This window comes from Arthrobacter sp. StoSoilB20, from assembly GCF_019977295.1.
Taxonomy (GTDB): domain Bacteria; phylum Actinomycetota; class Actinomycetes; order Actinomycetales; family Micrococcaceae; genus Arthrobacter; species Arthrobacter nicotinovorans_A.
The window spans coordinates 4,030,038-4,041,901 of the sequence record NZ_AP024651.1; the positions used below are offsets into that span (position 1 = coordinate 4,030,038).

Consider the following 11,864-nt stretch of genomic DNA (forward strand, 5'->3'; position numbering starts at 1 on the left):
TCGCCACCCAGAGGGCGCAAATCACCACCTAGTTTCCATGGATTCGACACCTAGTCACAAAATCCGGGGTTACGCTCCAAACGTCACTAACCCGAAGATGTGTGGAGCATGGAATGAAATCATGAAGCGTCTATACAGCGCTGTTTTACGGATAACCATTGCTGGCATGCTTTGTCTGGCTGTAGCCAGTTGTGACAACATCGCCGACCCTGACATGGCGCAGCGAGACTCCGTGGCACATGCCGTGGTTGACGCAGCCAGGGAAGGCGACATCCAGGAGCTTATTGGCCTCTCAGCGAATGACATGGAGGCCAGAGAGAATGCAGCGGAGATATTGGCTTCCCAGGCAGAATCGCTCCAAGGGGACGTCACCGTAACTTGGTCGGTAAGGCAGTCGCCCGATCATCAAGAAGCTGCAGTTACCGACGATGACGGTGACACGATCTCCTTCAGGCTCTCTTGGCTTCAGGCGAAGTGGTACCTGATCTTGGGAGAGGCGGGTCCACCAAAGTCTCCTGCTGCCAGCAAAGATCCGTCATAGCGATTGATGCCCTGGCGACCAGAATCTTTGAGTTTGGGCGCCAGGGCATCAAGCCAAACGAACTTACAGAACCGTGGTCCGCGACAGTGACAGGTCCTTGGTTTCCCGGAAGAACAGGACCACCACCACCGCCGAGACCAATGCCATTCCCATCAGGTAGAAGGCCGGAGCCAGCGGTGAGCCAAAGCCCGCAACCAAACCGGTGGCTACAAAGGGAGCCGTTCCACCGAACAGCACGTAGGCCAGGGTGTAACCAATCGCTGAACCGGATGCCCGGACCGACGACGGGAACATCTCCACCAGCGCCGGCACGTTGGACGTTCCGATCACGGCTACCAACGCGCCCAGGACGCTCGTTCCCAGGATCGCGAAACCGAGACCCAGCGGCATGATGGAGAACGCGGGAATGGTCATCACCACGAAGCCCACGCAGGCCACCAGCAGCATCCGTTTCCGGCCGTAGCGGTCACTGGCACGCGCAGCCAGAGGACAAACCGCCGTGTACACCAGCATGGTGATCACACTGGTGATCATGGATTCGGCCGAGGAGTAGCCAAGGCTCGAGGTCATGTACGCAATCATGTAGCTGCTCATGAGGTAGTACGCGATTGCGTTGGTGATGCTGTAACCGAAGAGAGTGAAGATTTGGCGCGAACACATCCGGATGGCTTCGCCCAAAGGCCTCTTTGCCACTTCACCCGTCTTCTCAAGACCACGGAACACGGGGGTGTCGTCCACCTTTGACCGGATGTAGAGGCCAATGAGCCCAAGCGGCGCGGCCAACAGGAAAGGAATCCGCCAACCCCAAGCCTGCAGATCAGCAGTGCTCAACGTGGAAGTAATCGCCACACCCAGCAGCGCACCGGCAACCGAAGCCAGTCCGACAGTGGCGGGGATGATGCTTGCGTACGTTGCCCGCTTGCCTTCCGGAGCGTATTCGACGATGAAGGCCGATGACCCCGTGTACTCGCCACCGGTTGTGAAGCCCTGAACCGCGCGGAACAGGAAGAGGAGGATCGGAGCCCACACGCCAATCACCGCGAATGTCGGCAAGATCCCGATGCAGAACGTCGCCGCGCTCATGATCACCACGCAGAGGCCGAGCATCTTGTTCCGGCCAATCCTGTCACCGTAGCGTCCAAAGAATGCAGCCCCGAGCGGCCTGGCGATGAAGCCGCCGGCGAAGATCGCCCACACGGCCAGAAGTGACGCCGTCGTGGAGTAGTCCGGGAAGAAGAGTTTCGCAATGGTGACGGACATGACCGCATAAGCCGCGGAGTCGAACCATTCGACGAAATTTCCGACGGCGGCTGCCGCGGCTACGCGCTTGAGGCTGCGCCGCGGGGAAGACTCGGTGTCAGCTACTTTCTGGGTCATCGTATTCATGATTGTTGTCCTTCGAGGCGGGGAGAGGCTACAACGTGTGGGAGTTCGCGGAGCTGGGCCCGCTGGACTTTTCCGGTGGCTGACTTCGGCAGCGCGGAGACGTATTCAATGAATCGCGGGTACGCGAAGCGGGAGAAGTTCTCCTTCACGTGCGCCACGATGGTTTCACTCAGTTCCGCTCCCCCAGCGTGGCCGGGCATCAGTTCGATCCAGGCCTTGATGGACTGGCCGCGGAGCTCGTCGGGCACACCAGTGACGGACACGTCCCGCACGGGATCGAGCTCACGAATGACTGCCTCCAGCTCATAGGGTCCAACGCGGTAGCCGGACGTTTTGATGACGTCGTCGGTCCTCCCCAGGAACCAGAAGTAGCCGTCGTCGTCCGCGTAGGCCTGGTCTTTGGTGTGGTACCAGCCGCCACCGAATGCGGCGGCGGACGCCTCCGGCATGTTCCAGTATCCCAAGGGAAATTGCGGGTTGGAGCGCGCCCGGAGGCAGACCTCACCGGTCTCGCCTGCGGGGACTTCCTGTTCGTTTTCGTCCAGTAGGCGGACCTCCCATCCAGGGAGTGGACGGCCCATGGAACCGGGCTTGACCGGCACGTCCGGATAGTTGCCCAGCAGCGGGTACGACTCCGTAGAACCGTAGTAATCCAGCAACGTCACTCCGTACTGCGACTCGAACCACGTGATCAGGTCCGGCGTCAGCGGCTCATTGGACGAGCAAACCGTCCGCAGGGACAGCGGGAAGCGAGTGCCGGCGTCGGGCACGTCTTCGCGCGTCTTGCGCAGGAACGTGGGGTTGACCAGCGCGCTGGTGACGCGGTGGCGGCTCATGCTCTCCAGCAGGGCCGCGGGATCGAAACCGCCGTGGGGCCGGAAAACCAGGTGCGTGGCGCCAAGCCGGAGCGGCCCCATGAGCTTGGCGAGCGACCATGCCCAGTCCCCCGCGCCATAGAAGACGTCGCCGTCGCCGATCTGGTGGCAGTACTCGAACTCGTTGTGGCCCAAGAGGGTCCGGTGCGCGTGGACGATTCCCTTGGCCCGGCCGGTGGTGCCCGAGGTGTAGAAGATGAGGGCGGGATCGTCGGCTTTGGTTTCGACATCCTGGAATTCGGTGGTTGCCTCTTTGATTTCCGGGCTTTCAATGTCGATGAACGTGCCCTCATAGTCCTCAAAGAGGTGCTTCGCTGACTCTTCGGCGATGATCACCGACGCGCCGCTGTCCTCCAGCCGGAAGCGGATCGGCTCTGCGGCCCAGAGCAGGGACATCGTGACCAGGATGGCGCCGGTCCGGAGCACACCGAGGTATGCGGCCGGGGTGTCGGAGCGCTGGGGCAGCAAAACGGCGACCCGGTCACCTTTCTTGATGCCGGCGTTTTGCAGGGTGGCAGCGATCTGACGGGAACGGTCCTGGATTTCGCCCCAGCTCACCTCTCGTTGACCTTCGACGGCGGACTCCAGGATGAGCGCGCGCTTGTCCCTTGGGTGCCGGTCGGCGACGTCGACGGCCATGTTGTAGAACTCAGGCACCTCCCAGCGGTGGCTGTTCCGCAGTTCGGCGTAACGGTCTTGGGTTGCGGTTTTCACGTTGGTATCCCGTCCCTTCAGCGACGGCCGGCGAGGAAGCGTGCCATCTCGCGCTGCGGTTCGCCGGTGCCGTAGGCCTCCCGGTGCACGCGCTTGGCTTCGGCCATCGCATCGCTGAGGTCGTCGTCTTCCAGGCTGCGCAGCCGGTTCTTGGTCAGGCGGACTGCGCCCGGGGGAAGGAGGCTCAAGCGGGCGGCGAGGTCTTTGGCGTAAGCCAGCACGCCGCCGTCGTCCGCCAAGTAGTTAAGGAGGCCGAGACGCTGAGCCTCCGCAGCGTCCACCAGCTCGCCGGTGAGGACGAACTGGGAGGTCTTGGACTTGCCCAGGATGCTCCACATGGCCCAAATGCCGGTGATGCTGGGGATGCCTGAGAGGACTTCGGGTTGGCCCATGCGGACTTTGGAGTCGCCGACGCGCAGGTCTGCGAGGAGTGAGTACTGGAAGCCGGAGCCGGCGGCGACGCCGTTTACCGCGGCGATGGTGATCTGGTCGAGGTTTCGGACGGCCCGGTAGAGGCGGTCAAAACCGTCGATCCATGCTTCCGCGGACTTGTGATCCTCGGGGTTCATGGACGCGGTCTCGGCCAGGTCCTGGCCTGCACAGAACGCGCGTCCGCTGCCGGTGAGGATGACCGTGCGGATCTCGTCGTTGCCTTTGAGGCCTTCGAGGTAGTCGATGAGTTGGCTGCGCATGGCTTCGGTCCAGGCGTTGAGTTTGTCAGGGCGGTTGAGCGTGATGATGGCGGTGGGGCCGGTCTGTTCGAAGAGGACGTCCTGGGACATTGGGAGATTCCTTTGGTTCGGTGGGGCTTCTTGAGTCCCATCTGACCATCGGGGATTGTGACCCGTCTAACATCAATATCTACTCGGCTTGATACCAAACTGGTATGGTGCGGCGATGGACCTTCACCATCTCAAGTACTTCGTGGTGCTCTCCGAGGAGTTGCATTTCGGACGCGCCGCCCAGCGCTTGCACATGGCCCAGCCGCCGCTTTCGCAGCGCATCAAGGACCTGGAGAAAGAGCTCGGGGTGCAGTTGTTTCATCGGCGGCGTACCGGTGTGGAGCTGTCCGAGGCCGGCGCTTTGCTGCTGGAACACGCACGTGGGGTGCTGGATCATGTGGCCATGGCGCAGGAGTCGATGCGGCGGATCCGTCCCGGCGCTTCGGGCATCCTGCAGGTGGCCGTGCCGCCGGACACGAACCCTGTTGCGCTGTCCACCATGGTCTCTTCGTTTGCTGCGTCTGCGCCTGACGTTCTGCTGAATTTGCACGAACTCACCACCGTTGAGCAGGTTGAGCGACTGCGCGACGGCGAACTGGACGTTGCGGTGGTCCGTCACCCTTTGAGCAGCGTGGGTTTTGAGTCGGGGCCGCTGTATTCGCGGGCTCTTGGTGTGGTGCTCAATGCTTCGCACCCGCTGGCTTCATTGGATGCTGTGCCGCTGGGTGACCTGGCCGGGAATCCGTTGATCATCTTCCCGCGGCATATGGCCCCGACGTTGTACGACTCATTCCTGCACACGTGCCGGGATTTTGGCTATCTACCTGCGGCTATTGTTCATGCGCGGAATCAGCACTTCACGCACGGACTGATCATGGCCGGCCGCGGGGTCCACTTCAACGAGGAGCCGTGGACGCCACTGCCTCCGGGGATGGTGTGGCGTCCGTTGGTTGGTGATCCGCTGGCGTGGCGGACGTCGGCGCTGTGGCTGAAGAGCAGGCGGTCAGCGGAGACGGACGCTTTTGTTGAGGCCGTTGGGGCGGGGCTGGAGGCGGGTGGGCATGGGTAAGGGACATAATAACGGCGTGAGCGTGACAAGATTCCCGCGTATTTAGACGCGGGCAGAATGACAGGACTGAGAGTCAGTTCACTGTAGGGTTCGGCTTATGACTGTCATCTCCGCGCGCCGCGTCATTGCCGGCGCGTCGCTCGCACTTGCCTTTGTAGCCACCGCAGTATCGCTGCCCCCGGCATCAGCCCTTCCGTCAGTGCCGAATGCCATTGCCGTAGGGTCTTATCCGTCCGGCCTGGCAGTAGATCCCATAACCAGGAACGTTTACGTTGCTAATTATTACGACAACACTGTTTCTGTAATAAATGGCGGGAAAGTGACGAATACAATCACCGTCGGTGACAGGCCGTGGGCAGTGGCAGTCGACCCCGGAACACAAACTGTGTATGTCACAAATTCCTATAATGACAACGTTTCCATAATCTCCGGAAACAAAGTGGTGAACACTGTAGCGGTTGGCGACGCACCTTTGGGAATTGCGGTCGATCCAAAAACCCATTCGGTCTACGTCAGCAACTCCGAGGGGAGTTCGGTATCGGTCATTTCCGGAACTTCCGTGACGAGCACAATCAAAGTCGGCCGGAGACCATACGGCGTAGCGGTGGACGCTGGAAATGACACGGTAGTCGTCGCCAATAGTGTCAGCGAAACGCTGTCAATCATCAGCTCTGACAGAGTCGTGAAGACCCTTCCATCCGGACCAAACCCGCATTCCGTTGCAGTCGACCCCGGGACGCACCAGATCTACGTAACGAACAACACGGGCAGCATCGATGCGAGCCTTACAGTCATCAACAGCGATGGCACTTCCGCGAAGGTGCCTTTCCCAGGGCGCCCTAACGGAGTAGCTGTCGACCCAGCCACCCACTCCGTTTTCGTCGCCGACAATCTGAGCAGGCAGGTCTTGGCGCTCAACGAAGGAAAGTTCACCGCCACCTTCGGCGTGGACTGGTATCCGTCCAGTGTGGCGGTTGATCCAACATCACACACCGTATACACGACGAACCCCAACGCAGGAGCTGTGTCAGTCATTGATGGCCGGTTGACTGCCGCTGGACCGGTCTTCACCGCCAGTACACCGGTGAGTACTGGGTCGGTGGGGACCTCTTACACATACACGTTTTCCACCACCGCTCAGCCTCCGGCCACGTTCAGAATTGCTGGCGGTTCCCTGCCCCCTGGGCTGACTTTGGACGGTTCAACGGGAACGCTCTCCGGCACGCCGACCTTGGAAGGGCAGTTTGTTTTCAAGGTCGGGGCCAGCAACATCATCGGGCCCGACGCCGTTACCGCCAATCTCACGATCAATGTGCTTCCAAGAATGCTCCCGAAGGACTTCAACGGTGACAGCCATTCCGATGTCATGGCGCGAAGTGCGTCTGGCGGGCTCTGGCTCTACCCCGGCGACGGCAAGGGCGGCTGGCTGACAGCCGTTCAGATCGGTACTGGCTGGAACGCAATGACATCAATTACTGCTGTGGTCGATTTCAACGGTGATCGAAAGTTGGACGTCTTGGCCCGGGACACTGCAGGCAACCTCTGGCTCTACCCCGGCAACGGCAAAGGCGGCTGGCTCACAGCCACCAAAATTGGCACCGGCTGGAACTCCATGAGCGAACTCACCAGCCCCGGAGATTTCAACGGCGACAGCTTCACAGACCTCCTCGCACGCGACACCGCCGGCTACCTCTGGCTCTACCCCGGCAACGGCAAAGGCGGCTGGCTCACAGCCACCAAAATTGGCACCGGCTGGAACTCCATGAGCGAACTCACCAGCCCCGGAGACTTCAACGGCGACAGCTTCACAGACCTCCTCGCACGCGACACCGCCGGCTACCTCTGGCTCTACCCCGGCAACGGCAAAGGCGGCTGGCTCACAGCCACCAAAATTGGCACCGGCTGGAACTCCATGAGCGAACTCACCAGCCCCGGAGACTTCAACGGCGACAGCTTCACAGACCTCCTCGCACGCGACACCGCCGGCTACCTCTGGCTCTACCCCGGCAACGGCAAAGGCGACTGGCTCACAGCCAGCAGAATCGGCATTGGCTGGAATGGTATGTCGCAGCTCAACTGATTCAACCTCCTTGAGGAAAGAACACTTACCAGCAGAATTCGAACCAATGTAAGGGCTGCCCCCATGGCCATAAAATTCCTCGGGCGTATTGCCGCCACGGTGACACTATCGCTCACAGTTCTAGTCACGCCGCCTATGTCCGAAATTTCAGTTGCCGCACCGACGCTGACGGACTGGGTACCAGTCGGCAAGGCACCTGTTGGAGTTGCTGTGAATTCTGCAACGGGAACGGTGTACGCCACAAATTCCGGGAGCAACACTGTTTCGGTTATTCAAGGGGATACCGTAACCCACACCATTCCAGTCGGTGACAGGCCTCAAGGTATCGCCGTGGATTCATCCACGAGCACTGTGTACGTTGTGAATTCAGCTTCTGGAACCGTCTCGGTCATCAATGGAACGGTGGTGACTACCACCGTTTCCGTCGGGGGCGCTCCAATGGCCGTCGCGGTGGACCCCGGGACACACATTGCGTACGTAACAGACTGGAGCAGCGCGGCGGGCGTCAACGACCCCCATCGATTGGCGGTCATTGAGGACGGAAAGGTGACTTCCCGCATTGCGGTTGGCCACTACCCTTCAGACGTTGCTGTAGATCCAGGGACTCATGCCGTGTATGTCACCAATCGCGGAAGTGGAACTCTTTCCATCGTCAAGGGAGGAGCGGTGACAAAAACAATCAAACTATCGGGCGACTACAGCTTCCCGCAGGGTGTGACCGTCGACCCTGTCACGCACACGGTTTACGTTGCCAATGAGATGACACAGGGTGTAACCGTCATCAAGAACGACGCTGTTGCATCCCAAATCTCAATCGCAGGCGGCGCACGCGATGTGGCCGTAGACCCGAAGACGGGAACTTTGTTCGTAAGCGTCCCCAACGGCGGCGGGGAAGGCCTCGTTGTCATAAACGGAGGCGAGGTGACTCAGCGAATCACCACCAACTCGGATACTTTCGGTATTGCAATTAACCCCAAGACTCATACAGTATTTGTCGCCACCTCACGTGACGAACTTTTGGTTTTGGACGGTAGCACCACCTCGGCCGTCCCCGTTGTTACTCCCCCGGTAACTCCTCCTCCAGCAACAGTGGGTTTTGAATATTCATATAGTTTCGGGGTTACGTCTGCACCGCCCGCTCAGATCAGCATCGTTTCCGGGTCGATTCCGCCAGGAACTACCTTCGACTCGAGGACAGGCGCTCTGACTGGTCGGCCAACAGCGGCCGGAAAGTTCACATTCAGAATCTCTGCAACCAACGTCCTTGGGACAAGCGCATCCTCACCCACAGTGACCATCACGGTGCTTCCAAAACCGAGGACTAAGGACTTCGACGGCGACAACTTTCCGGATGTGATAGCGAGAGACTCCTCAGGGTCGCTTTGGCTCCATCGAGGCCGCGGTGACGGCGGGGAATGGGGCCAATCGCGTATTGGTTCTGGGTGGAACGTGATGTCGTCAATCACGACCTCGACAGATTTCAACGGCGACCGCAACATGGACGTTCTGGCACGCGATGCTTCCGGATCATTATGGCTCTATCCGGGTAACGGCCAGGGCGGATGGCTCCCCCAGACAAAGATCGGTTTCGGATGGAACGCCATGAGTGAAATTTTCAGCCCTGGAGACTTCAACGGCGATACGTTCGGTGACATCGTCGCCCGTGACAGCGCTGGATCACTGTGGCTCTACCCGGGGAACGGCAAAGGCGGATGGCTACCCCAGACAAAGATCGGCTACGGCTGGAGCACCATGAGCGAGCTCACAAGCCCAGGGGACTTCGATGGCGATACTTTCGCCGACATCGTCGCCCGTGACAGCGCTGGATCGCTATGGCTCTACCCGGGGAACGGCAAAAGCGGATGGCTACCTGAAAGCAAGATCGGTTATGGCTGGAACGTCATGGACGAAATCACGAGTCCTGGTGACTTCGACGGCGACACCTACCCGGACATACTTGCCCGCGACAATTCCGGTTACCTGTGGAACTACCCAGGAAACGGTAAGGGCGAATGGCTCTACCCGGGTGTCATCAGCATTGGATGGAATGGCCTGTCACCGATTCTTTAGGCCGAAAGTGGCGCGGACGAGAGGCCCAGCGCTTGCATATTGCCCACCGGCCTCTTTCGCAGCGAATCAAGGACTTGGAAAAAGAGCTCGAGTGTAGATGTTTCATCGGCGGTGTGCCGGTGTGTGGCCCGTACGTTGTACGACTCGTTCCTCCATACGTGCCCCTGAAGACACGGCGTGAGATGGCTGGGCCCGATGCTCACCGGACCTGTCGGCATAGGATCAATCCATGGCTACTTCAAACAAGTCACTGCCAATTCGCCAGGGCCGCATGCAGAAGGCACTGGGGCTGATTTTCTGCGTGTCGATGGTGGGCCTCTTGGCTTCAATCTTCCTGACCGGCCGCAACCCGCTCTTCCCGGGGATGTCGGGGCCACTGCTGGTGCTGTTCTTCTTCCTGGCCGCTGCAGGCAGCGTTTTCGGACTGGCAATCATCAGGTCCCGACGAGCCGCCACGGAAATTGCAGACAAGAGATAAGCCACGCCCGGCCGCTTTGTCGTAGCCGGCCATCCCGCCCGAGGCCCTACGCCTCCTCGAACCACCCCCGCGCAGGGTTGCTGACCTCCGGCGCTTCCCGGAACACACCCGGCTGCGCAACCCAGCCAACCCCGTTGGCGATGACCTTCTGGATCTGCGGCTGGTGGTACACGGGGTATTCCTGGTCGCCGGGGCTGAAGTAGAAGATCCGGCCCTTGCCACGGGAGAACGTCACGCCGGAGCGGAACACCTCTCCCCCGGTGAACGAGCTGATGAAGATCAGGTCATCGGGCTCCGGAATGTCGAACAGCTCGCCGTACATTTCCTGCTGCGGAATCACAATCGGGCTCTCGATCCCAGCGGCGATCGGGTGCGAGGGCTTGACCGTCCACACAAGCTCACGTTCGCCCTCGTTGCGCCACTTCAGCGAGCAGGTAGTGCCCAACAAACGGGTGAAGATCTTGGCGAAGTGTCCGGAGTGCAGCACCACCAAACCCATTCCGCCCAGGACGTGCCGCTGCACGCGCTCCACCACTTCGTCAGCGACTTCCTGATGGGCGATGTGCCCCCACCACAGCAACACATCAGTCTGCTCCAGAACTTCTTCGGAGAGCCCGTGCTCGGGATCAGCGAGGGTCGCTGTGGAGATTTCGGAGTCCGGGTAGAAACCGCGGAGCCCTGCAGCGATGGCGCCGTGGATCCCTTCGGGGTACATCTCGCCGATGGTCGCAGGTTCGTTGCGGGCCTCGTGGACGGCCTCGTTCCAGACAACAATCTTCAATTTCGAATCAGTCATTTTCAGAGCACCACTTCACGTTGTTCCAGGGCGGATTTGTAGCAAGCATCGAGTATCAGCGCGCGGCTCAGGGCGAGCGAACCGTCATGGCTTCCCCATACAGTTTCGCCACCGCGCACGGCGGCAATGAAATCGTCGACGACGGCCTGGTGGGCTCGCCCGGGTTCGGCCACCACCTCGAAGTCCGCGTTCTCGCCGTCCTTCTCGGTGAAGACGTGGACGTCCGCTACCGGGTTCTCGGAGGCGCCCACCGAGCGCAAGTCCGCTCCGCCGTCGGTCCCGTAAACGGTGAAGTCCATCAGGTCACGCTCGTCGCGGTAGGTGGCCCAGCCGGCTTCGAGGATCAAGGTACCGCCACCTTCCAGGCGAATAAATGCGGAGGCGAAGTCTTCCACTTCAAACTTATGGCTGGAGTTCGAGGCTGTGTAGCGGGCGTTGCCGCCGAGCCCGCGGGGTCCGAGTTCGGAGTGGGTCGAGGCCGAGACCGCCAGGACCTTCGGCTCCCCCAGCAGGTGCAGCGAGTAGTCCAGCACGTGGACGCCGATATCAGCCAGCGGACCACCGCCGGCGAGTTCAGGATTGGTGAACCAGCTGCCCAGCATCGGAATCCCTTGGCGGCGGAGCCACGACGCCTTGGCGTAGTACGGACGTCCCAGCGTCCCGGCGTCGATCACTTCCTTCAGCGCCTGGATGTCGCCGCGGCGGCGGTGATTGAACGCGACGTCCAGAACGCGGCCGGCCTTGCGGGCGGCGTCCACCATCTGTTGACCCTCGACGGCGTTGCGCGCGATCGGCTTCTCACTCAGCACATGCAGGCCCCGCTCGAGCGAAGCAATCGCGATGGGTGCGTGCAGGAACGTCGGCACGGCGACGCTGACGGCGTCGAGGTCCTCGAGCTCGATCATGTCCTCCCAGCGGGCGAAGGCATGAGGGATGCTGTATTCCTCGGTCAGCTGGGCGAGAAGCTCTTCTTCCATGCCCGCGACGGCAACAATTTCGACGCCGGGAATGTTGCTGTATGCCTTGAGGTGCTGCTGGCCGGCCCAACCAATGCCCACAACTCCTACCTTGAGGGTTGCGGACGGGGCCTGCTGCTGAATGCTCACGTTGTTCCTGTTCTTTGGGTGGTTTCT

Annotated in this window: 10 protein-coding genes; 5 read left to right on the plus strand and 5 right to left on the minus strand. The window is 60.7% G+C overall.

What is annotated here, in order from left to right:
• Positions 1–121: 121 nt before the first annotated feature.
• Complete coding sequence (locus LDN85_RS18315; RefSeq protein ID WP_026542034.1) at positions 122–541, plus strand: hypothetical protein; 420 nt, start codon at positions 122–124, stop codon at positions 539–541.
• A gap of 63 nt (positions 542–604) precedes the next feature.
• Here LDN85_RS18315 and LDN85_RS18320 read toward each other — a convergent pair whose 3' ends face one another.
• Genes LDN85_RS18320 through LDN85_RS18330 form a run of 3 tightly spaced genes read right to left on the minus strand, consistent with a single transcriptional unit; the run spans position 605 to position 4,298 of the window.
• Positions 605–1,927 carry an MFS transporter gene (locus tag LDN85_RS18320; RefSeq protein ID WP_223943744.1) on the minus strand — a complete coding sequence of 441 codons (1,323 nt, stop codon included), beginning with the start codon at positions 1,925–1,927 and terminating at the stop codon, positions 605–607.
• Positions 1,924–3,516, minus strand: coding sequence for an AMP-binding protein (locus LDN85_RS18325; protein WP_223943745.1), 1,593 nt, complete (start codon positions 3,514–3,516; stop codon positions 1,924–1,926). The genes LDN85_RS18320 and LDN85_RS18325 overlap by 4 nt, the downstream gene beginning before the upstream one ends.
• 17 nt (positions 3,517–3,533) lie before the next feature.
• On the minus strand, positions 3,534–4,298 hold the full coding sequence (locus LDN85_RS18330) for an enoyl-CoA hydratase/isomerase family protein (RefSeq protein WP_223943746.1): 765 nt from the start codon (positions 4,296–4,298) through the stop codon (positions 3,534–3,536).
• Between the two features lie 115 nt (positions 4,299–4,413).
• On the opposite strand from LDN85_RS18330, the gene LDN85_RS18335 reads away from it, so the two are divergent.
• The 4 genes from LDN85_RS18335 (at position 4,414) to LDN85_RS18350 (ending at position 9,935) form a co-directional block, all read left to right on the plus strand.
• Positions 4,414–5,307, plus strand: coding sequence for a LysR substrate-binding domain-containing protein (locus tag LDN85_RS18335; protein ID WP_223943747.1), 894 nt, complete (start codon positions 4,414–4,416; stop codon positions 5,305–5,307).
• A 97-nt stretch (positions 5,308–5,404) separates the two neighbouring features.
• Positions 5,405–7,387: an FG-GAP-like repeat-containing protein gene (locus LDN85_RS18340; protein ID WP_223943748.1), complete on the plus strand. Its 1,983-nt coding sequence runs from the start codon at positions 5,405–5,407 to the stop codon at positions 7,385–7,387.
• A gap of 63 nt (positions 7,388–7,450) precedes the next feature.
• Positions 7,451–9,457: an FG-GAP-like repeat-containing protein gene (locus LDN85_RS18345; protein ID WP_081733472.1), complete on the plus strand. Its 2,007-nt coding sequence runs from the start codon at positions 7,451–7,453 to the stop codon at positions 9,455–9,457.
• 229 nt (positions 9,458–9,686) lie between these two features.
• Positions 9,687–9,935, plus strand: a complete 249-nt coding sequence (locus LDN85_RS18350) for a hypothetical protein (RefSeq protein WP_026543516.1) — start codon at positions 9,687–9,689, stop codon at positions 9,933–9,935.
• Positions 9,936–9,981: 46 nt separating this feature from the next.
• Here the strand turns inward: LDN85_RS18350 and LDN85_RS18355 are convergent, their stop codons facing one another.
• Positions 9,982–10,731, minus strand: a complete 750-nt coding sequence (locus LDN85_RS18355; protein WP_223943749.1) for a ThuA domain-containing protein — start codon at positions 10,729–10,731, stop codon at positions 9,982–9,984.
• A gap of 2 nt (positions 10,732–10,733) precedes the next feature.
• Positions 10,734–11,837: a Gfo/Idh/MocA family oxidoreductase gene (locus tag LDN85_RS18360; RefSeq protein WP_223943750.1), complete on the minus strand. Its 1,104-nt coding sequence runs from the start codon at positions 11,835–11,837 to the stop codon at positions 10,734–10,736.
• Positions 11,838–11,864: the final 27 nt, after the last annotated feature.

Bases quoted from the DNA above. Each gene is read 5' to 3' on its own strand.
- LDN85_RS18315 (WP_026542034.1), top strand. From the start codon at position 122: ATGAAGCGTCTATACAGCGCTGTTTTACGGATAACCATTGCTGGCATG.
- LDN85_RS18320 (WP_223943744.1), bottom strand. From the start codon at position 1,927: ATGAATACGATGACCCAGAAAGTAGCTGACACCGAGTCTTCCCCGCGG.
- LDN85_RS18330 (WP_223943746.1), bottom strand. From the start codon at position 4,298: ATGTCCCAGGACGTCCTCTTCGAACAGACCGGCCCCACCGCCATCATC.
- LDN85_RS18335 (WP_223943747.1), top strand. From the start codon at position 4,414: ATGGACCTTCACCATCTCAAGTACTTCGTGGTGCTCTCCGAGGAGTTG.
- LDN85_RS18340 (WP_223943748.1), top strand. From the start codon at position 5,405: ATGACTGTCATCTCCGCGCGCCGCGTCATTGCCGGCGCGTCGCTCGCA.
- LDN85_RS18345 (WP_081733472.1), top strand. From the start codon at position 7,451: ATGGCCATAAAATTCCTCGGGCGTATTGCCGCCACGGTGACACTATCG.
- LDN85_RS18350 (WP_026543516.1), top strand. From the start codon at position 9,687: ATGGCTACTTCAAACAAGTCACTGCCAATTCGCCAGGGCCGCATGCAG.
- LDN85_RS18355 (WP_223943749.1), bottom strand. From the start codon at position 10,731: ATGACTGATTCGAAATTGAAGATTGTTGTCTGGAACGAGGCCGTCCAC.